The organism is Planomicrobium sp. CPCC 101079 (assembly GCF_007859275.1).
Classification (GTDB): domain Bacteria; phylum Bacillota; class Bacilli; order Bacillales_A; family Planococcaceae; genus Planococcus.
In genome coordinates this window covers 61,012-82,514 of sequence record NZ_VOHC01000024.1, presented here as the reverse complement: position 1 = coordinate 82,514, position 21,503 = coordinate 61,012, and the positions used below count along the sequence as shown (strand labels likewise).

The 21,503-nt window shown below is 46.3% G+C and carries 25 protein-coding genes and 1 riboswitch; of the genes, 5 read left to right on the top strand and 20 right to left on the bottom strand.

Annotation, left to right across the window (positions count from 1 at the left end; translation table 11 throughout):
* From FQV28_RS10730 to FQV28_RS10685, 10 genes are all read right to left on the bottom strand, one after another.
* On the bottom strand, window positions 1-993 hold the full coding sequence (locus FQV28_RS10730; protein ID WP_146496360.1) for a FecCD family ABC transporter permease: 993 nt from the start codon (window positions 991-993) through the stop codon (window positions 1-3).
* Window positions 986-1,954, bottom strand: a complete 969-nt coding sequence (locus FQV28_RS10725) for an ABC transporter substrate-binding protein (RefSeq protein WP_146496358.1) — start codon at window positions 1,952-1,954, stop codon at window positions 986-988. The genes FQV28_RS10730 and FQV28_RS10725 overlap by 8 nt, the downstream gene beginning before the upstream one ends.
* A gap of 50 nt (window positions 1,955-2,004) precedes the next feature.
* Window positions 2,005-2,472: a hypothetical protein gene (locus FQV28_RS10720; RefSeq protein WP_146496357.1), complete on the bottom strand. Its 468-nt coding sequence runs from the start codon at window positions 2,470-2,472 to the stop codon at window positions 2,005-2,007.
* Window positions 2,459-2,644, bottom strand: a riboswitch (cobalamin riboswitch). It overlaps the preceding gene by 14 nt.
* A 45-nt stretch (window positions 2,645-2,689) precedes the next feature.
* Entirely contained in the window at window positions 2,690-4,351 is a 1,662-nt protein-coding gene (gene argS, locus FQV28_RS10715; protein ID WP_146496355.1) for an arginine--tRNA ligase, read from the bottom strand.
* Window positions 4,351-4,758: a YwiB family protein gene (locus tag FQV28_RS10710; RefSeq protein WP_146496353.1), complete on the bottom strand. Its 408-nt coding sequence runs from the start codon at window positions 4,756-4,758 to the stop codon at window positions 4,351-4,353. The genes argS and FQV28_RS10710 overlap by 1 nt, the downstream gene beginning before the upstream one ends.
* Window positions 4,759-4,929: 171 nt before the next feature.
* Window positions 4,930-5,427 (bottom strand): antibiotic biosynthesis monooxygenase family protein, encoded by a 498-nt coding sequence (locus FQV28_RS10705; protein WP_146496351.1) that lies wholly within the window; start codon window positions 5,425-5,427, stop codon window positions 4,930-4,932.
* Window positions 5,428-5,589: 162 nt separating this feature from the next.
* Entirely contained in the window at window positions 5,590-6,813 is a 1,224-nt protein-coding gene (locus FQV28_RS10700) for a cation:proton antiporter (RefSeq protein ID WP_146496349.1), read from the bottom strand.
* A 207-nt stretch (window positions 6,814-7,020) separates the two neighbouring features.
* Window positions 7,021-7,893 (bottom strand): agmatinase, encoded by an 873-nt coding sequence (gene speB, locus FQV28_RS10695; RefSeq protein ID WP_146496347.1) that lies wholly within the window; start codon window positions 7,891-7,893, stop codon window positions 7,021-7,023.
* Between the two features lie 3 nt (window positions 7,894-7,896).
* Window positions 7,897-8,730 carry a spermidine synthase gene (gene speE / locus FQV28_RS10690; RefSeq protein WP_146496345.1) on the bottom strand — a complete coding sequence of 278 codons (834 nt, stop codon included), beginning with the start codon at window positions 8,728-8,730 and terminating at the stop codon, window positions 7,897-7,899.
* A gap of 399 nt (window positions 8,731-9,129) precedes the next feature.
* The gene (locus tag FQV28_RS10685; RefSeq protein ID WP_146496343.1) at window positions 9,130-9,645 is read right to left on the bottom strand and encodes a YwhD family protein; all 516 of its coding nucleotides are present in this window, start codon (window positions 9,643-9,645) and stop codon (window positions 9,130-9,132) included.
* Window positions 9,646-9,706: 61 nt separating this feature from the next.
* Here FQV28_RS10685 and FQV28_RS10680 point away from each other — a divergent pair, with 61 nt between their 5' ends.
* Window positions 9,707-9,892: a 2-hydroxymuconate tautomerase gene (locus tag FQV28_RS10680; RefSeq protein WP_033542009.1), complete on the top strand. Its 186-nt coding sequence runs from the start codon at window positions 9,707-9,709 to the stop codon at window positions 9,890-9,892.
* Window positions 9,893-9,937: 45 nt separating this feature from the next.
* Here the strand turns inward: FQV28_RS10680 and FQV28_RS10675 are convergent, their stop codons facing one another.
* The 3 genes from FQV28_RS10675 to FQV28_RS10665 are packed head-to-tail and all read right to left on the bottom strand — an operon-like array spanning window position 9,938 to window position 12,618.
* Complete coding sequence (locus FQV28_RS10675; protein WP_146496341.1) at window positions 9,938-10,438, bottom strand: YwgA family protein; 501 nt, start codon at window positions 10,436-10,438, stop codon at window positions 9,938-9,940.
* Window positions 10,439-11,743 (bottom strand): HD domain-containing protein, encoded by a 1,305-nt coding sequence (locus FQV28_RS10670; protein ID WP_146496339.1) that lies wholly within the window; start codon window positions 11,741-11,743, stop codon window positions 10,439-10,441.
* Between the two features lie 53 nt (window positions 11,744-11,796).
* Window positions 11,797-12,618: a lipoate--protein ligase family protein gene (locus tag FQV28_RS10665; RefSeq protein WP_146496337.1), complete on the bottom strand. Its 822-nt coding sequence runs from the start codon at window positions 12,616-12,618 to the stop codon at window positions 11,797-11,799.
* A gap of 173 nt (window positions 12,619-12,791) precedes the next feature.
* On the opposite strand from FQV28_RS10665, the gene hemQ reads away from it, so the two are divergent.
* Together hemQ and FQV28_RS10655 are read left to right on the top strand one after the other, a co-directional pair.
* Complete coding sequence (gene hemQ / locus FQV28_RS10660) at window positions 12,792-13,541, top strand: hydrogen peroxide-dependent heme synthase (protein ID WP_146496334.1); 750 nt, start codon at window positions 12,792-12,794, stop codon at window positions 13,539-13,541.
* 198 nt (window positions 13,542-13,739) lie between these two features.
* Window positions 13,740-14,753, top strand: coding sequence for a beta-carotene 15,15'-monooxygenase (locus FQV28_RS10655; RefSeq protein ID WP_146496331.1), 1,014 nt, complete (start codon window positions 13,740-13,742; stop codon window positions 14,751-14,753).
* 401 nt (window positions 14,754-15,154) lie between these two features.
* On the opposite strand, the gene FQV28_RS10650 is transcribed toward FQV28_RS10655, so the two are convergent.
* The 4 genes from FQV28_RS10650 to FQV28_RS10635 form a co-directional block, all read right to left on the bottom strand.
* A complete protein-coding gene (locus FQV28_RS10650) occupies window positions 15,155-15,532 on the bottom strand; it encodes a DUF423 domain-containing protein (protein ID WP_146496329.1) in 378 nt (125 codons plus the stop codon).
* Window positions 15,533-15,550: 18 nt separating this feature from the next.
* Window positions 15,551-15,814, bottom strand: coding sequence for a YwdI family protein (locus FQV28_RS10645; protein WP_146496327.1), 264 nt, complete (start codon window positions 15,812-15,814; stop codon window positions 15,551-15,553).
* Window positions 15,815-15,933: 119 nt separating this feature from the next.
* Window positions 15,934-16,608 (bottom strand): uracil-DNA glycosylase, encoded by a 675-nt coding sequence (locus FQV28_RS10640; RefSeq protein ID WP_146496325.1) that lies wholly within the window; start codon window positions 16,606-16,608, stop codon window positions 15,934-15,936.
* A 12-nt stretch (window positions 16,609-16,620) separates the two neighbouring features.
* Window positions 16,621-17,340 (bottom strand): DUF4230 domain-containing protein, encoded by a 720-nt coding sequence (locus FQV28_RS10635; RefSeq protein WP_146496324.1) that lies wholly within the window; start codon window positions 17,338-17,340, stop codon window positions 16,621-16,623.
* Window positions 17,341-17,407: 67 nt separating this feature from the next.
* Between FQV28_RS10635 and FQV28_RS10630 the strand changes: the two genes are divergently transcribed.
* Window positions 17,408-17,662, top strand: a complete 255-nt coding sequence (locus FQV28_RS10630) for a hypothetical protein (protein WP_146496322.1) — start codon at window positions 17,408-17,410, stop codon at window positions 17,660-17,662.
* Window positions 17,663-17,722: 60 nt separating this feature from the next.
* Entirely contained in the window at window positions 17,723-18,556 is an 834-nt protein-coding gene (gene pdxK, locus FQV28_RS10625) for a pyridoxine/pyridoxal/pyridoxamine kinase (protein WP_146496320.1), read from the top strand.
* A gap of 39 nt (window positions 18,557-18,595) precedes the next feature.
* Here the strand turns inward: pdxK and FQV28_RS10620 are convergent, their stop codons facing one another.
* Genes FQV28_RS10620 through FQV28_RS19220 form a run of 3 tightly spaced genes read right to left on the bottom strand, consistent with a single transcriptional unit; the run spans window position 18,596 to window position 21,381 of the window.
* Window positions 18,596-19,477, bottom strand: coding sequence for a GNAT family N-acetyltransferase (locus FQV28_RS10620; protein ID WP_186763846.1), 882 nt, complete (start codon window positions 19,475-19,477; stop codon window positions 18,596-18,598).
* A gap of 32 nt (window positions 19,478-19,509) precedes the next feature.
* Window positions 19,510-20,517: an ABC transporter permease gene (locus tag FQV28_RS10615; RefSeq protein ID WP_146496316.1), complete on the bottom strand. Its 1,008-nt coding sequence runs from the start codon at window positions 20,515-20,517 to the stop codon at window positions 19,510-19,512.
* Window positions 20,518-21,381: an ABC transporter permease subunit gene (locus FQV28_RS19220; protein ID WP_255472894.1), complete on the bottom strand. Its 864-nt coding sequence runs from the start codon at window positions 21,379-21,381 to the stop codon at window positions 20,518-20,520.
* Window positions 21,382-21,503: the final 122 nt, after the last annotated feature.

The window sequence follows — 21,503 nt, the reverse complement described above, 5'->3', positions numbered from 1 at the left end:
TTAACCCCCTCCTTTCCGCTGACGGAAAAAGATAAACGCAAAAACCGGTGCACCAATAAATGAAGTAATAACCCCAATCGGCAACTCGGTTGGTGAAATGATTGTCCGCGCCACCAAATCACAAAGAATGAGCAAAGCCGCTCCGTTAATGAAAGACAGCGGCAAAACATGCCGGTGGTCCGCTCCCCAAAGAAGCCGGACCATATGCGGAACAACCAGTCCTACAAAACCGATTGTACCGGAAACGGAAACTGCTGCTCCTGTTAAAACAGAACCGCCGATCAAAATCATCATTTTCCGTTTTTTCACATCAACCCCGAGGTGACGCGCACGCTCTTCTCCGAAAAGCATTGCATTCAATTCTCTGCGGTTCAGCCATAAAACAAACGATCCGACAAGAAAAAATGGCAAAGCCATTTGAACATATGGCCACCCCCGCATTGAAACGCTTCCCAGCAGCCAGCCGATAATTTGGCGCAATTCTTCTCCCGTCAACGCAATCATCAGCGAAATAACAGATCCAAGAAACGAACTAAAAATGATTCCGGTTAAAATCACTGTTTCCATTTTCATTGACCGATCCACCAGTTTCGCAAATCCCATGACTGCAAGCATTGTTGCAAGCGCCCCGATCATGCTCATGACCGGCAGTGTAAATATCCCTAAAAAAGGCACTGAAATGCTGAAAAAGAGTGTCATCACAGCGCCAACTGAGGCACCGGACGACACTCCTAAAGTGTAAGGGTCGGCTAACGGATTTTTGAGAAGCCCTTGGAATGCCGCTCCTGCAATGGCAAGAGACGCTCCAACAAGGCCCGCCAGCACAACACGCGGCATCCGGATATTCCATAAAATATTGGCTGCCGATTGATCGGCACTCCGGTTCCATAACACTTCCGGAGAAATTGAAACCGTGCCGACCAATACCCCCAGCAATACAGCTCCTCCTAAAAAAAACAGAGAAACAATATAGGCTGCCGTGCTTTTATTCACTGAAAACCTCCGGGTAAACAGCTTTTGCCAATTCCTCTAAACCATCCGTCAAGCGTGGGCCTGAACGGCTGACCATATCCGAATCGACATCATAGACAGCTTTTTCTTTTACTGCAGTTACATCTGAAAAACCACCGCGCTCCATGATTTGGTCGACAGCTTCAGGATTATACGTTCCTTCTGTTGTCACAATGACATCCGGGTTTCTATCTACAATTGCTTCTGGATCGATCGTTGCCCAGCCTTCAAGATCACCAGCTGCATTTTCAGCATTGATGATGGAAAGCATTTCGTCCATAAATGTGCCGCTTCCTGTTGTGTAAATTTCAGGAACGCTGCTTACTTCGATGAATACTTTTTTCTGTTCATCAACTGCTGCGGCTTTTTCTTTAATTTCAGCCACTTCTTCTTTCATTTCAGCAATTTCAGCTTCCGCTTCTTCTTGTGCTCCGGTCGCTTTGCCGATTGTGTCAATTGTTTCGTAGACTTCTTCAAAATTCTCGGCATTGTTTACGACAAAAACTTTGATTCCCGCGTCGCGCAATTGTTGAAGCCCTGCATCGCCAACGCCCAACCCTGATTCATGCGCAAGCACGACATCCGGCTGCAAAGAAATGATTTTTTCCACGTTAAATTCCTGGCCGCCGATTTTTTCTGCTTCAGCCGCTTCTTCCGGGTAATTATCAAAATCGGACACTCCGACAATTTTATCGTCTAATCCAAGCTCATACGCAATTTCTGTGTTTGATGGAATCATTGAGACGATTGCTTTAGGCTCTTCTTCGATGGTGATTTCATCTCCCACCGCATCCGTCAATGTTACCGGAAATTCCGCTTCCGCTGGTGCTGCCGGCGTTTCTGTCGCGGTTTCCTGTTCAGCCGGCGCTGCTTCCTGCCCGCATCCTGCAAGCAAAGCCGCTGCTAATCCTGCACTTACCCCAAACTTCCAAACCTTCTTCATCAATAAAATCCTCCGTTTCTATTTTGAAAAGTACAGGCGCTTGCGCTTTTCTATGTCCAGACTCCGGCGCCTAGCCCCTCGAGGTCGCTTCGGTCTTGCCTGCCATGGCAAAATGCGCCATGACCTCCAAGCCCTCCAGCGCTTGTCGGGGCTCCATAGGCGCCTGCGCTTTTCTTTGTCCAGACTCCGGCGCCTAGCCCCTCGAGGTCGCTTCGGTCTTGCCTGCCATGGCAAAATGCGCCATGACCTCCAAGCCCTCCAGCGCTTGTCGGGGCTCCATAGGCGCCTGCGCTTTTCTTTGTCCAGCTCCAGCGCCTAGCTCTTCGGGTCATAAGCCATCCCGGCTGTGCGGCAAAGAGCGCTGCTTCGCCGGTCCGGCTTATGCCTGTCAGAGCTGACCAGGCGCTTCCGCTTTTCTTGCTAAAAAAATCCCCCGCAAACTTTGCGAGGGATTGAAAGGATGACATAAAAAGGCATGTGCATCCCGCCTTGTCCTCGCAAGCGTGTGGGTGTTTCATAAAGGCAGGTCTCCTGGCTTGTGGTCATCGCTTGCTGCGCCTTCCCGAAGTTTCCTTCAGTGGCATGTCGCAGTTCGCTCTCACATACAGTGGCGGGACCGCGCCGGAGTCGAACCGGCTTCCCTTTTAACTCATGTTCTTAGACATAAGCACCTTTATGATGGGTTATCAAATTATCATTCGCGTTTTATTATACACCAAAAATTTCCCTTGTCTCTTACATTTTTTCGGGAGCAGCGACGCCTACTGTTTTCAATGCATTGGCAATTGTCATTCTAACAGCGGTGATTAACGCAAGGCGGGCGCACGTCAACTCTTCGTTTGAAGCGTCCAAAACTTTGTTGGCATTATAGAAACTATGGAAGTTAGACGCTAATTCCTGGATATATGTTGTCACACGGTGTGGTGCGCGAAGTTTTGCCGCGTCCGCTATCACTTGCGGGAAATCGCCGATTTTCTTCAAGACGTCGATTTCTTTTTCAGACGCCAGCAAGTCCAGGTTGGCCGTTGAAGCGGTGAAGCCTTGGCTTTCCGCTTGGCGCAAGATGGAACAAATGCGTGCATGCGCGTATTGCGAATAGTAAACCGGATTTTCGTTGGATTGTGAAACTGCCAAATCCAAATCAAAATCCATATGCGAATCGCCTGAACGCATTGCAAAGAAATAACGGACTGCGTCAAGGCCGACGAGTTCAACAAGTTCGCGCATTGTCACGGCTTTACCTGTCCGCTTGCTCATTTTCATTTTTTCGCCATCTTTGTATAGCTGCACCATCTGGATAATGCTTACTTCGAGTGTATCACGGTCATAGCCAAGCGCTTCGATTGCCGCTTTCATGCGCGGGATATAGCCGTGGTGATCCGCTCCCCAAATATTGATCAGCTTATCAAATCCACGCGATAATTTGTCTTCGTGGTAAGCGATATCAGGCAATAGGTACGTGAAAGAACCGTCATTTTTGATCAATACGCGGTCTTTGTCGTCGCCGAACGTTGTCGAGCGGAACCAAGTTGCTCCTTCTTCTTCAAAAATGTGGCCATTGGCACGCAACTTGTTCAAGGCGATATCAATTTCCCCTTTTTCATACAAAGACGTTTCCGAGAACCAAACGTCAAATTTCACGCGGAAATCCGCCAAGTCTTTCTGCAGCTTCGCCAGCTCCACTTTCAAGCCGTGAGCACGGAATTCCTTGTAGCGCTCTTCGTGTGTCATATCGGCAAATTTGTCGCCGTGCTCTTTCACCAAATCTTCGGCGATGTCCTTGATGTCCTGGCCTCGGTAGCCGTCTTCCGGCATGCTGTCAGCATGGCCAAGCGCTTCGAAATAGCGGGCTTCGATTGAAAGCGCCAAGTTGTTGATTTGATTGCCGGCATCGTTAATGTAATATTCACGGGACACTTCGTAGCCTGCAAGGTCGAGAACATTGCACAAGGAATCGCCGACTGAAGCGCCGCGGGCATGGCCCAGGTGCAGGTCGCCGGTCGGGTTTGCGGAAACAAACTCGACTTGTACGCGTTCTCCGCCGCCTGATGTTGAGCGGCCATATTCTCCTTGTTGTTCAAGAACCGTTTTCACTACATCCAGCAAATAATCTTTTTTGATTGTGATGTTGATAAATCCAGGTCCGGCAATTTCAACCGTTTCAATGTTTGCCGCTTCCTTGTCGAGGTTGGCTACAATTGCTTCCGCAATCGCACGCGGCGGCTTTTTTGCAAGCTTCGTCAATTGCATCGCAATATTTGTCGCGTAGTCGCCGTTAGTTTTGTCTTTCGGCGATTCCAAATGAACCGTTACCGGTTCTGCTGTCAATTCCGCTTTTTGGACTGCTTCGCTGATCACTTGTTTAATCGTATGTTGAACTTTTTCTACTGCATTCATCATTTGCCCTCCGTAAACTGTATTTCCATTTCATATTCGCCGACATGATCGGCACCCATCGCCAAATCATAGCGGACTTTAAATCGGTTATTTTCAACTGACAACTCATGCGCCTTAGTCGTCAACATGAATGACCCTTGCGCATTTGTTAAATTGCCCGTTTGTTCTTTATGTAATAAAAACGGAAGCCGCATCTGCAAGCCGCCACTCCTTAAAATAAGCGCTTCATCTTCACTCAGTTTCACGACCGTCCGGATTTCGAGATCATCCTGCTGCTCTGCGTATTGCAAATAGCGCCGATTGTTTTTCTCCGTCAACAAACCTTCCGACCGCAATTCCATTACTTGATCATCCACATTCGGCTGGCGGATTGTAGTCGTGAGTCTGATCAATACGGATTTCTGCATCCTCTCCGCCTCCCCGTTCGTTTATCCCGCTTAATAACCTTTTCATTATAGCCTGAATCCGAGGCGTTTTTCAATTAAGTTTCCGGTTGAAATCAAAAAGGACCGCATGCATTCGCTAAGCTGATGCATGCGGTCCGGTCCATTGGATTTCAAATTAAGAAGAGAATCAATTTACTTCGTATACGTCTTCACAAAAGAAGGGCGCGGAAAAATATTCGGGCGCTTGTCAATGCCATCTTCGGTGCCGCGTTTTGCATGCGCATGGCCATATGCTTGAGACTGCTGCCAATTCTTGAACGATTCTTCATCTTTCCAAAGTGTAAGGATGATGTAGGTGTCCGTATTTAATGGGCGCAAAACACGAATCGCTGCAAAACCAGGTTCTTTCTCGACCATGCCTGCTCTGTTCTCAAAACGCGACTCGAATAATTCCCGGCCTTCCTCTGTAACCGGAATGTTGTTGAACACCGCAAAATAGCCGTTATTGATATCTCCGACAGCATTCAATACTTGGTAACTTTCAAATCCTTGCACAGCAGCGCTTTCTTCCGATTCAAAAAGAACTGCCGATTCCTCGCCATTTATGAGGTATATCAGCCGTGAATTCGGAAATGCGGCGAGAATCGCCACTCCTTGATCCCTGTGGCCTTCCCATTTATATAATTCCATTATCAGCACCTCTTCCAATTATGTATTCCGTTTTATTTTATCGTTTCCATTAAAAAGAAGCCAATCAACGTCAGCCGTGCAGAAACACCGTTACAAATTATTCTTGGCCAATAAGCCCTCCTTTTTTAAGGCAGGGCAAGACAAATCGGAATCCAGGCTCTGTTATTTCTCATTAAGCCCCAGTTTTCGGATCAGCGGCTTTATAGACAAGCCTTGGACGATCAACGAAAATAAGACGACTGCAAATGTCAGGAGCAGTACAGTTTCCCTTCCTTCAAAATCAGCCGGCAAGCTTAATGCCAACGCAATTGACAAACTGCCTTTCAATCCTCCCCAATTCAGTAAGACCCGCTCTTTCCTGTTCAAGCTTCTCGCAGGCATTGTGCTGAAAAAAAGCGCAATTATTCGCGCGGCTATAACAATAAAGACTGCATAAATGATGATATTCCATTGGCCAGCAAAGTTGATATTCCGAATCTCTAAACCAACAATCAAGAAAATCAACGAATTGGCAATTAGCGTAATAACATCCCAAAAGACATTGATGTTTCTTTCTGTGTTTTCGGACATGCCAATCTTCCCGCCATAATCACCAAACACAAAGCCGGCCGCTACAACTGCAATTACACCGGATACATGCAAATGTTCGGCAATAAAATAACTTCCGAAAAACAAGATGGCGGAAATCGCGATTTCAAATGGGTAGTCATCATAAAATCGAATGATTTGGGAAAAAACAAAGCCAAGAACAAGGCCGACCAAAACTCCGCCTACCGCAAACTGCAGAAACAGCCAAATGCCACTTCCTACCCCGGCCCACCCCATTTCAATATACGTCAACAGATACAAGGACGAAATTTGAAAAAGGACAATCGCGATGCCGTCGTTGAATAAAGATTCACCTTCCATGATGGTGGATAGTTTTTCAGAGACCCCTGCCGACTTGAAAATTGAAAGCACACTGATCGGATCCGTGGCACTCATTAAAGCTGCAAAAGTAAAAGCCACGGCTATCGGCAAGCCGATCAAATAATGGGCAGAAAACCCGATAATGATAAAAGATAGGAAAGTTCCGCCTAAAGCCATCCACAATACTGTCTTTTTCCATTTGTATAGGTGATGGAATGGGAGTTTTAACGTGGCATCTCCAAGCAAGATCGGCAAGAATAACGAGATGATTATGGCTTGAAAAACATTGGATTGCGTGATGTACTCTTCCGCGTGGTCAATCAACGGTATAGGGAGGGTGACTATCCCTAAAAAAAGTCCAACTAATACCAGAGCAATCGTATCCGGTTGGTGAAGCTTTTTAGCAACTCCGACAACCGCAATGGCGATTGCCATGAGAACAAGCAGCTGAATAAAAACATTGTCAAATTCATGCATCATGCATCTCTCCTAACCTGTCGATTAACTATACTTTTCTCTAAAAAAAGCAACTTAAACCTGATTCCGACAGAAGAAAGGCGCAGAATTAAAAACGGCATGAAAAAACTTCATTTTACGTCCGCTTATAATCATCCAGCTCGCTTTTATGGATTCTCAACAGAAAAAGCCAGCCTGGAAAATTCCTGGCTGGCTTTTAGCAGTATTTTATTTTACCCAGCCGAGGATCATTTCACGGATCAATTTGCTGGCTGTGTTTGCGGTTTGGTCAGAATGGTCGTAAACCGGTGCGACCTCCACTAAATCAAAGCCGACGACATTGACGTCGGAAGCTGCGATGGCGTGGATGGATGCGAGCAATTCACGTGAAGTAATGCCGCCTGCGTCGACTGTGCCAGTGCCTGGCGCATGCGCCGGATCCAAAACGTCGATATCGATCGTCACGTAGACAGGACGGCCAGCTAAGGTCGGTAAAATTTCTTTCAACGGTTCAAGCACTTCAAACATGGAGATGTGCATGCCGTTTTCTTTTGCCCACTGGAATTCTTCTTTCATGCCGGAGCGGATGCCGAATGAATAGACGTTCGACGGTCCAATATGGTCAGCGATTTTCCGAATTGGAGTGGAATGTGAATATTCTTCGCCTTCGTAATGTTCGCGAAGATCCGTGTGCGCGTCAAAATGGATGATCGCCAAATCTTCGTATTTGCTAGCGACAGCTTTCATGACTGGCAAGGAGACGAGGTGTTCGCCCCCCATGCCCATTGGAATTTTTCCGTCGTTCAACAACGTATGAATATACGTTTCGATTTCCAGCAGGCTTTTTTCCGGATTGCCGAATGGCAGCGGAATGTCGCCTGCATCGAAAAATTTCACGTCTTCAAGCTCGCGGTCCAAGTACGCGCTGTACTCTTCAAGACCGATCGATACTTCGCGGATTTTGTTCGGGCCGAAGCGCGAACCTGGACGGTAGCTCACTGTCCAGTCCATCGGCATGCCATAAAGGACCGCCTTGGATTCTTCGTAGTTCGGGTGGCTTTTGATAAATACTTTTCCAGAATACGTCTCATCGAATCTCATCTTTTATTCGCCTGCCAAATCTTTTACGAATTTTGGAAGCACGAATGCCGCGCTGTGCAATTCTTTCGTGTAGTATTTCGTTTCGATCTCATGGAAACGCTCAGCCGGCACAGCCAATGGATCGTATTTTTTCGAGCCGATTGTGAATGCCCAAAGCCCTGATGGGTAAGTCGGGATGTTCGCCAAGTACAATTTTGTAATCGGGAAGATTGTCTTCACGTCTTTTTGCACTTGCTCGATCAAATCCGCTTTAAACCACGGGTTATCTGATTGAGCGACAAAAATGCCGTCTTCTTTCAACGCTTTTGAAATTCCAGCATAGAAGCCTTTTGTGAACAAGTTTACTGCAGGGCCAACCGGTTCAGTTGAATCCACCATGATGACATCGTATTTGTTTTCGGATTCAGCGATGTGCATGAAACCGTCTCCGACAATCACTTCAACGCGTGCATCTTCAAGCCCTGAAGCAATCGATGGCAAGAATTTCTTCGAGTACTCGATCACTTTGCCGTCAATGTCGACAAGCGTCGCTTTTTTCACAGATGGGTGCTTCAGCACTTCACGGATTACCCCGCCGTCGCCGCCGCCAACAACCAGAACGTTCTCTGGCTTTGGATGAGTGAACAACGGTACGTGCGCTACCATTTCGTGATAAACAAATTCGTCTTTTTCAGATGTCATGACCATGCCGTCAAGGAAAAGCATATTGCCCCATTCAGCTGTTTCAGCCATTTCAAGGAATTGAAAATCCGTTTGTTCCGTATGAAGCGTTTTGTTGATCTTCATCGTGATCCCGAAATTTTCCGTCTGCTTTTCTGTGTACCAAAATCCTGCCATTTATAATCAAACTCCTTTATCGTCCAGAATATATTTTATCTAAGTAAAGTATTTTTTTGCATACTTTTAAAAGTATAAGTGTTTTCAAAGAAAGTGCAATAATTTTTTCTACATGCTTCTTTACCCAATACACTAAACAATATTCCCAAAACAAAAAGGTTTCCTGTACAGGGAAACCTTTCCCTTCACAGAAAACCTTTTTGGTCCTGATTGTGCGGAGCAAGAAACATGAGGCATTGGCTTGGGTTGACGCAATGGCTCACATCACCTGCTCGCATTACAGGTGTCCTAGCTTTATATTTAAAAGCTGTACGTCTAGTGTACTGCGTTTCTTTAGCAACTTCAACCGCTAATGAAGGTATTTCCAACTGTCACAAACTGTTCATTTTTATACTGGTTCTACGCGTTTAAATCCGCATGAAGCTGCTCTGCACTGCGGTTCCACATCTCTTCATTGTGGCTTTTCAGGTAGTCATGCAGCACTTTTTTTGACGGTGCATCCATGTGGTCGACAAGAATTTTGCGCTTCATGGATTTGTCCATGCGGTTAACATGGTCAGCCAAGATTTTATAGCCGCGGCGTTTTTCCCGGTTGACGACCATTTCGCAAGCAGCTACGCCTGCATAATAGGGTCCTTGCGGATTGAAATCGATGGTGACCCATACTAGCCAGTAATCTTTTCCGCCTGCCGAATCCTCCCGGTTGGTGGTGAACTTGATGCCGCGCTCGACTTCGCTTCTTGCGTGCATGGCCCCGATATCGACGACAGCCGTTCCTTCTTCCACATCGATGATGACTGGAGAAACGTTTTCCAGCGATAATGAGCCAATGCCATAGCCCTTATGTCCATCAGTCGGATCGTCTTTTATAATAGTAAAGCCCAGTTTTTGTTTTGGTTTTTCTTCATTTGGCATGTTTACAATCCTCCGTTCTGCTATGATGGTGGTAATCTCAAGAAAAGGAGCTGTATCCATTATGCCATATGTGACTGTTAAAATGCTCGAAGGGCGCACAGAAGACCAAAAACGAGCGCTTGTTGAAAAAGTGACAGAAGCCGTTTCTGAAACAACTGGCGCACCGGTTGAAAATGTTGTCGTCTTTATCGAGGACATGAAAAAAACCGACTACGGTACAAAAGGAAAGCTTTTCTCTGATCAATAAAACACATTAGAAAACAAAACTCCCGCTAGCGGGAGTTTTTTTCATTTACATCAACACAGCTAGTTCTTCAATGAATTCGAACGCTTGGCTGATTTCTTCTTCTGTGAAGTTCAGCTTGCCTTTGACTATGTGCAGTTTCTCAATTTGTTCTGAGCGCTCCAAATGATCGAAATACAAAAGCGTCGCGGTCAGTTCCAAAAAGCGGCTGCTTTTTTCGTTGAGCTTTGTGGCTTGAAGCGAATTGGCAAGCACTGATTTGCCGAGCGCGTCGCGGAACTCTACTCCTTCTGCAGTCACGCTATAATTGTATTGCACATATGAACCTTTATCTTCAAGCTTTTCTGATAGAAATCCCATATCGCATAATTCCTCGATGCGAGCTGTCAGTTCTTCCGAATACGGTCCATAAATATGAAATTCATATTTTTCCTGAAATGGCACACCCATTTTTTTCAGTATGTAAATCATCTTCTGTAATTTTTTGCGGCCGGTGACCCCTTCCGCCAATGAAATAAAATCCACTATTTTCGCGTGTTCCTGGAGCAATTATACTCCTCCTTCTCGAAGCATTTGCAGGATTTGCTGTTTGACGGCTTTTTTCTTGCCATCAATCAACAGTTCTGCAGGAAAATACAATTTATAATCGGTTCGCCGTTTGCCTGAAATGGCATCAACGATTTGTGAAGACCGTGACAATTCTTTGATTTCGTTGGTTGGCATGAGCAGATGGATCGGCAGGCGCTCTTCTTCCTCGCCTGGACGGTAAAAATCATATGGCAAATCGGATGTCGAATCATCTATCAAATAATAATCAGGATCGATTCCTGCTTTTCTGAACAGCTGGGAAAGTTCCCCGAGCTTCCGATAGTCCTTCCCAGGATCAAAGTCGACATACTGAAACAGGCGGCGGTTGACAAAACGGTCGCTCAGGTCGGATAAAATCGGATCTCGTTCGGTCATCCACAACTGGAAATACGTCATCAATACCCCTTCATCGAGCGCCAAATAATCCTTCAAGTTGAAGCTTCTATTAAAAAACGCCATAAAGTGAGTCGGCGGCTGCTCAAATTTATATCCGGATTCGCTCAATTCCTTGGCCCGTTGCAAAATCTTCCGCAAAATAACTTCTGCGCTCCGGGCAACCGGATGGAAATACACTTGCCAATACATTTGATAGCGGCTCATGATATAGTCCTCGACTGCGTGCATCCCGCTCGATTTGATGACCACCTGGTCTTCCACAGGACGCATGACACGCAAGATGCGTTCCATATCAAAATGCCCGTAAGAAACGCCTGTATAGTATGCATCGCGTTGAAGATAGTCCATGCGGTCCGCATCAATCTGGCTTGAAATCAGCGAGACGACTTGCTTGTTCGGATAGGTTTTCGCTATCACTTCGGCCACTTTTTTTGGAAAGTCGGCCGCAACCTTTAATAGAATTCCGTTGACTTCCGTGTCGCCAAGCAAAATTTCCCGTGTGAACTCTTCATGGTCGACGTGGAACACTTTCTCAAACGAATGTGAAAAGGGTCCATGGCCAAGGTCATGAAGAAGCGCCGCACACAAGACAACAAGGCGTTCGCTCTCGTCCCATGCCGGGCGCTCATGGAAAATATCATCGACGATTCGGCGGACAATCTCGTAAACGCCGAGCGAGTGGTTAAAGCGGCTATGCTCCGCTCCGTGAAATACTAGATAAGAAGTCCCTAATTGTTTGATTCGGCGAAGGCGCTGCACTTCACGCGAATTGATCAAATCCCAAATCACTTGGTCACGTACATGGATGTACCGATGAACCGGATCTTTGAATACTTTTTCTTCTGCTAACTTTTGCGCAGCATAGCTCATGGCACACCTCCAATTTGTTCTATTGACTGTTATTTTACCTTAGCCTCAATTTGTCATTCAAGAGGCGCTGGTAGCATTTTCTTATTCCGTTCCACTACCCGGTCCAAATAAAACCCATAGAGCTCCATTTCTTCCGGAAGAAGCGGCTGCGGAGCCGGCATGCCAAGCATGCCGTATAAATCGAGCACCACTTCAGGCACAGTGATGGTTCTTCCCAACAGCTCGCTGAGCGACGCCATCACTTCCGGTTGAATCACCGGGTATGTGAATTTCGTTTCTTCTCCCGCAAGGCCCGCTTCGTAAAAGCCGCGGATCAATTCCGCACGCTCAGCCCCGCTGCCTTCGACGCACAAGTAGATTTGAACCGCAACGCCTCGGCGGATGCGGCGCTGGGAAATGCCTGCGAACTTTTTGCCCCCGATGCTCAGATCGTAAGAACCAGGGCAGTATGAGCCGACGATTTCGTAGGCTTCGATCGGCGCATCTGGAAATAAGTTCTGAATCAATTCGAGCATCATATCATATCCTGACGAAATATCAATGGCGCTTTCCTTTTCCGACATGACGAGCGAAATGTTCAGGACTCCGGCATCCAGCACGACGGCCAACCCGCCGGAATTGCGGACAATCGGCGTAAATCCGCGCGATTTCAATAGCTCCATACCCGCTTCAACGTGCGGCAATCGGTGGTCTTGAATGCCGAGCACGACTGTATTGTCATGGACCCACGTACGGACGGTCGGCAGGCTCTTGCCTGACCCGACCAGCTCGCATAAAGTATCATCCGCAGCAAACGACTCCAATGCAGACCGATTTTTCGCGCTCAAGGACTGGTCCCAAAAGCGCCACTTGGTTTCTTCTGAAAATAACGGCATAACAATTTCTCCTCTTCCCGAATAGCTTCCTCTTAGTTTACCCGACTCACGCCCCGCTGAAAAGGCGTCCAGGCCATGACGAATTGGTGACAGCCATTTCTTTTGCAGGAAGTTAAATGGGTGTTGTGATAAACTATTTTTGTGAGAGCAAGACTAAAAGGAGTGTTTGATAAATGAATGAAGCAGCTATTACATTAGACGGCTGGTACGTCCTTCATGATTTCCGGTCGATGGACTGGGTTTCATGGAAAATGTTGTCGGACGAAGAGCGCCAGTTCGCAATCGACGAGTACCAGGCGTTTATTCAAAAAGTAAACGCAGCAGACGAAAATAAAACCGGAGCGCACGCGCTATACTCCATCGTCGGTCAAAAAGCTGATTTGATGTTGATGCTTTTGCGTGAAACGATGGATGAGCTTCGCGAGCTTGAAACGGAATACAACAAACTGACATTGATCGCGTATACTGTGCCGACTTACTCGTACGTTTCTGTCGTTGAACTTTCCAACTACCTGGCTGGAAAATCAGACGAAGATCCATACCAAAACCCGCATGTACGTGCACGCTTGTATCCTGAACTTCAACGTTCGCAATATATTTGCTTCTACCCGATGGACAAACGCCGCCAAGGCGATGACAACTGGTACATGTTGCCGATGGATGCGCGCAAAGAATTGATGCTGAGCCACGGTAAAATCGGCCGCAGCTACGCAGGCAAAGTAAAACAAATCATTTCCGGTTCCGTCGGCTTTGACGACTATGAATGGGGCGTGACGCTTTTCGCGGATGACGTTCTTCAATTCAAGAAATTGGTCTACGAAATGCGCTTTGATGAAGTCAGCGCCCGATATGCTGAATTCGGTTCGTTCTATGTCGGTACGCGTTTAGACGCAGACCGCTTGGTTAAATTTTTGGAAGTATAAGGATTTAAAGCCGCCCATGGGCGGCTTTTTTATTATTTTTGAACACGAACGCACCTCCCGCTTATAGTTTCGCACCTCAACAGCATTTTTCCGTACCTTAACAGCGCTTTTCCGCACCTTAATGTCCATTTTCCGTCATAATTTAAAACTAAATTCTGACATTTCTTGAGTTATACTAAAAGAAAACGGGGTGTTCGTATGTTAGCAATGCGCCAAACAAATTATGCGAAATGGGCTTTTGCCTTACTTCTGCTCGTACTGAGCAGCAATTTCCTGTTGTACCGATCTCCTCTTTCTGATTCCGTAATTCCAGATGAAACGTTTTGGCTGGTCGCCGGCTCCCTTGTCGATTTAGCCGTTGTTTCGCCGCTATTGATGCTCGCGGCATTCCGCTTGTCCACCAAACAGTTTATCGGCTTTATTGCCACCGGGTTCATCATCGCCAGATTCCTCATCCCAGAACTCTACTTCGAACCCTTCACCTTTATGTTCTACATCGGCATCGCTTTTGAGGCGCTGGTTTTATTTGCTGAAATCGCCTTGCTTGGGCTGGTGTTCTACCATGCCCCCGCCATTTACCGATCAATCAAGCGCCAGAACGAAAGTCCATTATTTTCGGTGCTTCCAGCGGTACAGGAGCGCATCAAATCCAATCCTCTTGTAACGCTCGTCATATCGGAGGCGCTCATGTTTTATTACGCATTTTGCACATGGAAAAAAGCGGCCCCTGAAAGTGCAGACAGTATAAGCTTGCACAAAAATACCAGCGCTATCGCGTTTTATATCATGCTGATCCATGTCATTGTCATTGAAACCATAGGGCTGCACTGGTGGCTGCACGATAAATCGTTTATCCTTTCCATTGTTCTATTGGTATTGAACGTTTACACTGTTGTCTATTGTATTGCGGAAATCCAGGCGATCCGGCTGAATCCGCTCCAAGTACAAAACGGAAAGATTTACGTGGCGTTAGGCTTAGCAAAGCGCATTGCCGTGCCTATCGAAGCAATCGATAAAATTAGTTGGGGAGAAAAAGCGGAAAAAGACACACTTTCTTTTGTTGCAAAGGATATTGAAGAAGCGGATCCACAAGTGGTCATCCATTTCAAAACACCGCAAACCGCGATTCTACTGTACGGCATGAAAAAAAGCGTCTCAAAAATTGCATTGAAAGTCGATGATCCGGAGAAGTTAAAAAAATTATTAAGTTGAAAAAGCAGCCCATGGGCTGCTTTTCATTTAATGCCGCTACCATAGTTTTCTTCATGAAGTATTTCAATTTTAACATGAACTTTTGAGCCTTCTGCATGACGAAAAAAGTGTTCTTCATGAACTTTTTCGCTTTTTACATAAAATTCTTAAAAATAGCTTTCCAACTATAAATTCAAGCTCTCTATAATGAATGTTTTATCTACTCCAAGTACTTTTTCCATAGTTTACTTCATGAAGTTTTCCGACTCTTACATGTACAATCGATCTATATACATGAACTCTTGAAGCTTCTACATGACTTACCAGATTTTTTATATGAAATTCTCACATTCCTACATGCGTTCTCCAAAATTCCCCATAAAAAAGCAGCTCGCCCGTAGCGAACTGCTTTCCCTAATCTCCTATAACGCTTTTGCAGCAGCAATAATCAGCATGATCCAGCCGGCGATGAATGCGACGCCGCCGATTGGCGTAATAGCGCCTAAAATACTGATGCCTGATAAGCTTAAGACATACAAGCTGCCTGAGAAAATGACGATGCCCGCAAGCATCAAATAACCAGCCCAGTTGAGTGAGCTTACCTGTCCAATAAACGTGGAGCTCATCAATATTGCTACGATCATCAAGCCAATTGAATGGAACATTTGATACTGCACTGCTGTTTGCCAAGTGGCAATATATTTATCCGCGACGCGCCCTTCTAGCATATGCGCGCCAAATGCACCGAATGCGACAGACAACAATGCGTTGACCGCTCCGGCAATCAAGAAAAACTTCATGATTTCTCCTCTTTCCGCTTAAAAATCAAACAATGAATCTCCGTTGGCGTCTTCTTCTTTCAATTTGTTTTCGCCCAACATAATTTGTGGCTTTGACGCCGGGGACGCGAGCGGCATGGCACGCGGCTTTTGGTCCTGTGCGTTTCCGTCTTCGTCCAATATTAAATTGCATAAAGCCCGAATGGCAGCAACAGATTCGCGCATTTTTGCCGGATTTTCAGTCCGCGCTCGGCTGGCGTATTTTTCAATTTCACTCAAAATACGTTCAGGTGCGACAGCCATCGTAAATCCCCCTTTCGTTTCTGCTCTTATCCCTCTGTTTTAGTGGTCTCGCACTTCAACAAATGGGCCATTACTCCGCAAAGTTTCTCTTTATTTTAACACGCCTTGTTGAAAGCGCATTAGGCAAGGCAGAAATCAATCGGTTGCCGGCCGCGCTTTTGTAACATTTCGTTCACTTTTGAATACGGCCGGCTGCCAAAAAATCCGCGGCTGGCACTGAGCGGACTTGGATGCGGCGCTTCAACCACATCGTGGCGTTCCAGGTTGATGAGCGGCTTTTTCTTTTGGGCCGGTTTGCCCCATAACACAAAGATGACCGGTTCTTCCCGGTCCGACAATTTGCGGATCACTTCATCCGTGAATGTTTCCCAGCCTTGATTGCGGTGGGAATTCGCCTGTCCTGCCCGGACCGTCAGTACCGTATTGAGCATCATGACGCCTTGGTCAGCCCACTTTGTCAGTGTGCCGTCTTTCGGCTTTTTGCAGCCGAGGTCTTCCTCCAGCTCTTTTAGCATATTGCGCAAGCTAGGCGGATGCGGAACTCCCGGCTGGACCGAAAAGCTCAAACCATGCGCCTGATTTGGGCCATGATACGGGTCTTGCCCCAAAATAACGACTTTAACATCTTTGTAAGAGGTATGCTCGAACGCTGACCAAATGTTTTCCTTAGCGGGATAAATGGTCTCGCTTGCATACTCATCTTTCAAGAATTCCCGCAGCTTCAAGTAATAAGGTTTATCAAATTCTTCTCCCAGTACTTCCTGCCAATCATTTTGAAAAATCTGCTTCCCCATAAACCCCACTCCTTAATCTTCGAATTGAACTTTCACATCATAATCGACCAGATTGAACATTTCTTGGACAGACCGGGCCGCATTAGCTTCCGCCGTCTCTAGTACCCCTTGGCCAGTTGTTTCTTCAACCATCAACTTTTTCGCTTCTTCCGCAAGCTCATAGGCTTCCGAAATATCGGTATCTCCACGTAGAAGCCCTTCGTACGAATACACTTCTACTTGGTCCATGAACAATTCGGGCCCTCCCAGAATTTTTGCTGGCGGCAATGTCAACGTCGCAGTCTTGGCTTCTTCATCAAGCACGATGTCTTCTTCGGCGACTTCCGAAAAATCAATGCCTGCACGAACCGACCCAGGAATTACAACCAGCAATTGGCGCTTTGTCCCTGGCAGATCCAAGCCAATTTCTTTGCCGAATAACGCATTATCCTGCCGCTCGATGATCACTTTCGAATAAGCTTCCGCTGTCGATAATTCATTCAGATCCTGAATCCGCTCCAAGAACGCGCCTTTGCTTTCTGTCGCGGTAGAACCTTGAATCATCCACCAAGTGCCAAGCGGCAGCGCGACCAGCAATAAAAGCAAAGCCGTGATGAGCACAAAAAACGAATTCCGGAAGACGCCCATCATGACTTTGGTTGTCCGCCAGAATCCAGACTCTTTTGTTTCTCCTTTTCCTTTCACTTCGTTCAATAAACGCTCGATTTCCGTCAACTTCGGATCTTTTGCCACGCGACATCCCTCTTTCTATTCATTTCATCATTGCCCCGTGATAGGATAAGCAAAAGGGGCGATAATGATGGCTGATTGGCGAGAAAAAATAAAAACAATTTCTGCAGCGAATGGTTCCAGCGCTCCAGAAGGTGCAAAACGGGCCGGCATCGGGTGCCTGGCTTTTTTCTTAACTACTGTATCCATTCTAACATTTATCATCGCGATAGGTCTTTTCAGAAGCGGCAATTGGATCGTCGCATTATTCATCCTGGCATTCTTTGCGCTGAGCACTGTAACTGCTGCGATTCTGCTTACTCCACAAAAGACCGATTCATTGTAAATGCTGTGGTTTTTGATAAAATAAAACTATAAAATCAATTTCTTTAAAGGAGTTTGACCGATGACACTTAAGAAGACATTAACAATCGCAGGTTCAGATACATCCGGCGGAGCCGGTATTCAAGCGGACTTGAAAACGTTTCAAGAGCATGGGACATACGGCATGAATGCCTTGACCGTCATCGTCACCATGGATCCAAATAACGGCTGGAGCCACGGCATCCATCCAATTCCGGTTGAAACGCTTCACGCGCAGCTTGAAACTGCATTTTCTACAGGTGTTGACGCTTTAAAAACAGGTATGTTGCCGACTGTCGATATTATAGAAATGGCCGGAAAAGCGATCAAAAAATCCGGTTTAGAAGATGTCGTCATCGATCCCGTTATGGCGTGTAAAGGCGAAGACGAAGTATTGTTTCCTGAAAACGTCGATGCCATGATCACCCATTTATTGCCGGTTGCTAAAGTGGTGACACCGAATTTGGTCGAAGCTGGCCAGCTCTCTGGTTTAGGTACGCTTCAAACCGTCGAAGATTTGAAAGCAGCAGCGGAAAAAATCCATGCACATGGCGCACAATACGTTGTTATCAAAGGCGGCAAACAGTTGAAACACGAAAAAGCTGCTGATTTGCTGTTTGACGGCACAACACATTATTTGCTGACTTCCGAAAAAACAGATACAACTTATAACCACGGCGCCGGCTGCACATTTGCCGCTGCAATTACCGCGAACTTAGCGAACGGCAAACCCGTAAAAGACGCTGTACTTGATGCCAAAACATTCGTTTCCGCTGCCATCCAGCATGGCTGGAAGCTGAACGAATACGTCGGCCCGGTTATGCACGGCGCCGCCAATAAATTCGAAAAACCTGAAGTTGAAATAAATGAAGTTTAATCTCTGCCAAAAAGGAGGCCGCAATTGCGGCCTCCTTTTTTATAGCTCTTTCTTCATAAACACTTGCGCAGCAGTAATAATAAACCCGAATTCTTCAAGCGCTTCGTGCGTCAATTTATTTCCCTCAACTGGCACGTTCACTGCTATTCGATTTATATTTCCTGAAAATTGATCAAATACAGCTAAAATGAGTTGTTCCGCAATTGCCTTTCTGCCTTCAGAGTCTGGTGCCACTTCACACTGGTATAACACCGTAGAAGCATGCTTCCCTTCATGGTCCATTGTTTTGCGGAAATATGCGTATCCAATGGCCTTGCCGGTTTTGTCTGCTGCAAAGACTGCTTCTCCATCTTTTACGCTTTCCCACTGAGTTTGCCAAGTGAAATCGCCTCTATAAAATGATAGCTGACCGGCGTCTTCAGGAGTTGCCGCTGATAAACTGATTTTATCGCCGGCAGAAGAAAATTGAATATTTTTCACTTTTCCTTTCAATTGCATAAAATGCACTTCGTCCACTATGCTATAGCCCATCCGTTTGTAAAACTCAATCGCTTGCTTGTTTTCTTTGACCGCTTCAAGTGTTGCGGCATGGACGCCTTCGGATTGAAGGATATCGAGCGCTGCTTCCATCAGCTTCTTGCCGATACCTTTCCCGCGCACGCTTGGCGCCACCCCTGTACCGCCGTTCCACGCTACTTTTTTCCCCTGCCATTCCCGGACGCCGTTTCGCACCAACCCCACTGGTGTGCCGTCTTCAAAAGCTACGACTGATAACTTGTCCGATAACCCCTCTGCTTCGCCTCTTTTTTCAAATGCATCCGGCGTAGTAGTCATGTCGAAATAATACCCTTCAAATCCTGTATTCCAAGCCTGCACTTTTTCTTCAACTGTACAATGCTGCATGTTCTTGATTTCAACCATTTCCATCTGTCCTTTCGGTTTATCATCAAACTTTACATATCATGGAGATCCTTAACTTGGACCATTTTTTCACGGAGTTGGCTGCGGTTCCAATTGACCACTTCTTCTTTTTTCGCACTTAAGCTCCGTTTTTTCACTTTCGGATTTTTCGAACGCAGGTAGCCTTCCATCATGAACGAAACGGCTAAAATCGAAAGCGCGATAAAGAGGACAGGCGACAGCGGCATCCACGGAGCGCCGTGCAGGTAGCGGAACGATGAACCGAACAAACCGGACCATTCAAAAGAAATCGACATCGGCGGATCACCAAACATCGGATCACGGCTGACCTTTGTGCCCCCCAGGAATAAATTGAGAAGCCCAAGATGGGCCAGGACGATGAAAGTCTCCATCACTTGCTGGCCGTATAACACTGCAAGCTTCTCACGCATGTGTGGAATAAGGTGTTTTCGAATAATACGGAGCCGGCTTGCCCCAAGGATCCGGGAGGCTTCAATATATTCTTTTTGATACAGGATAGCCGCTTCACTTCCGACTAGGACGGCGACAATCGGTACGGTGAGGAGCGCCATGACCACTACTTGAATGGCGATGCGTTCCCAAATGGTATTAGTAAACCCGCCTTCTGGCATCCACAGGACTGGCGTTAAAAGAAACGAAGCGAAAACCGTTAACGGGATATAATGAAGAGAGTCTGCCAGCCCGCTGACCCAAGAGCGGTGGCGCTGTAAATATGTCCCGAGCATATAGCCAAGCGGAACGGCAATCAGCATGCGCAGCGCTGCTACAGCCAGTGCCGCTATGATCGTATATTTAGCGCCGATCATCAACTTGCCGAGCATATCGAATCCAAATTGATCCGTGCCAAACGGATAGGCCCATTGAGGCGAAATTGGCGCCCCTTCTACTGCACGCCCATTTTCCATGATAAAACGGACTTGCCTTGGCACATTTCCCCAAAACCATTCGTAAGCAAAGCTGCCAATGAGAAAAAATGCCAGAATGGCAAAACCGATGACAAAATAAGGCTGTTTCCACATTTACAGCACTTCCTTTCCACGAAGACGGCGAAGAAAAAACCATTCGCCAATGCTATACAAGAAAAATATCGGCAAGAAAAAACTGAAGATCGTTAAGATAAATATTTGCGGCATCATATTATCGCGTAAAAACAGCATAATTCCTGGCAAATTGAACATTAGTTCAAGGACAAAAAGATTTGAAAGCATGAACCAGACCGTTTTCTTAGATTGAAAAAATACACTGATAACCGCATTGCGAAACATATGAACCAGAATGATGAACGTTTTTGAAAATCCGAGCGAGCGCGCAAGCTCTACGTACATTTGGCGCTCTTCTTCCTGAAACGTCAGCATACATAGCCGGTACAGTTGAATCATCGGCAACAATGCCAGGCATGAAACCGGAAGCCAGTAAATCCGATTAGCCCCTGTTACCGCAATACTCGATATAAGGATGCCTGTCTGTTCTAAGAAAAAAATAACCGCTAATTGCGCCAGCATGATGATCAGCAAATCCGGAAGCGATTCCAAGAAATACAGCACCATTTTCACTCGATCCCTAGCCCGTTCTCCTAACAGCATGGTCAGCACTGTAAAAGTTAGCGCAAAGAAAACCGCCGCGCCGAGTGCCAAAAACAGGATTTGAAGGGAATAGCTTATGTATTCAAGAATGTTAGGAAATACCGGCATTTCTTTTTGTATGCGGTAGTTGAAGACAGAAATATCCTGCACTGGCCACATACTTTCCAGCACCGCGCTGATAGTCCTGAAATACTCGGCCAGCTGCAACTCTCCACCCAATAGCCCAGACAATAAAATCGGCAGGCCGCTGACAAGGAGGATACCAATAATAGAAAAAATAAACTTCAATAGTAGTTTCATACCCGGCTCCTTTTGTTAAAATATTCTATTTAATCTTAACATTGTTAGTTTTCCCGTAAAGCATCGTTTTCGCTTTCTTTTCAACTTTTGCCTATACTAAAAAAAGAAGTATTGTTGAGGAG

Coding starts and splice junctions, on each gene's coding strand:
- FQV28_RS10725 (WP_146496358.1), bottom strand. CDS start 1,954: ATGAAGAAGGTTTGGAAGTTTGGGGTAAGTGCAGGATTAGCAGCGGCT.
- FQV28_RS10720 (WP_146496357.1), bottom strand. CDS start 2,472: ATGAAACACCCACACGCTTGCGAGGACAAGGCGGGATGCACATGCCTT.
- argS (WP_146496355.1), bottom strand. CDS start 4,351: ATGAATGCAGTAGAAAAAGTTCAACATACGATTAAACAAGTGATCAGC.
- FQV28_RS10710 (WP_146496353.1), bottom strand. CDS start 4,758: ATGCAGAAATCCGTATTGATCAGACTCACGACTACAATCCGCCAGCCG.
- FQV28_RS10705 (WP_146496351.1), bottom strand. CDS start 5,427: ATGGAATTATATAAATGGGAAGGCCACAGGGATCAAGGAGTGGCGATT.
- FQV28_RS10700 (WP_146496349.1), bottom strand. CDS start 6,813: ATGCATGAATTTGACAATGTTTTTATTCAGCTGCTTGTTCTCATGGCA.
- speB (WP_146496347.1), bottom strand. CDS start 7,893: ATGAGATTCGATGAGACGTATTCTGGAAAAGTATTTATCAAAAGCCAC.
- speE (WP_146496345.1), bottom strand. CDS start 8,730: ATGGCAGGATTTTGGTACACAGAAAAGCAGACGGAAAATTTCGGGATC.
- FQV28_RS10685 (WP_146496343.1), bottom strand. CDS start 9,645: ATGCCAAATGAAGAAAAACCAAAACAAAAACTGGGCTTTACTATTATA.
- FQV28_RS10680 (WP_033542009.1), top strand. CDS start 9,707: ATGCCATATGTGACTGTTAAAATGCTCGAAGGGCGCACAGAAGACCAA.
- FQV28_RS10670 (WP_146496339.1), bottom strand. CDS start 11,743: ATGAGCTATGCTGCGCAAAAGTTAGCAGAAGAAAAAGTATTCAAAGAT.
- FQV28_RS10665 (WP_146496337.1), bottom strand. CDS start 12,618: ATGCCGTTATTTTCAGAAGAAACCAAGTGGCGCTTTTGGGACCAGTCC.
- hemQ (WP_146496334.1), top strand. CDS start 12,792: ATGAATGAAGCAGCTATTACATTAGACGGCTGGTACGTCCTTCATGAT.
- FQV28_RS10655 (WP_146496331.1), top strand. CDS start 13,740: ATGTTAGCAATGCGCCAAACAAATTATGCGAAATGGGCTTTTGCCTTA.
- FQV28_RS10650 (WP_146496329.1), bottom strand. CDS start 15,532: ATGAAGTTTTTCTTGATTGCCGGAGCGGTCAACGCATTGTTGTCTGTC.
- FQV28_RS10645 (WP_146496327.1), bottom strand. CDS start 15,814: ATGGCTGTCGCACCTGAACGTATTTTGAGTGAAATTGAAAAATACGCC.
- FQV28_RS10640 (WP_146496325.1), bottom strand. CDS start 16,608: ATGGGGAAGCAGATTTTTCAAAATGATTGGCAGGAAGTACTGGGAGAA.
- FQV28_RS10630 (WP_146496322.1), top strand. CDS start 17,408: ATGGCTGATTGGCGAGAAAAAATAAAAACAATTTCTGCAGCGAATGGT.
- pdxK (WP_146496320.1), top strand. CDS start 17,723: ATGACACTTAAGAAGACATTAACAATCGCAGGTTCAGATACATCCGGC.
- FQV28_RS10620 (WP_186763846.1), bottom strand. CDS start 19,477: ATGGTTGAAATCAAGAACATGCAGCATTGTACAGTTGAAGAAAAAGTG.
- FQV28_RS10615 (WP_146496316.1), bottom strand. CDS start 20,517: ATGTGGAAACAGCCTTATTTTGTCATCGGTTTTGCCATTCTGGCATTT.
- FQV28_RS19220 (WP_255472894.1), bottom strand. CDS start 21,381: ATGAAACTACTATTGAAGTTTATTTTTTCTATTATTGGTATCCTCCTT.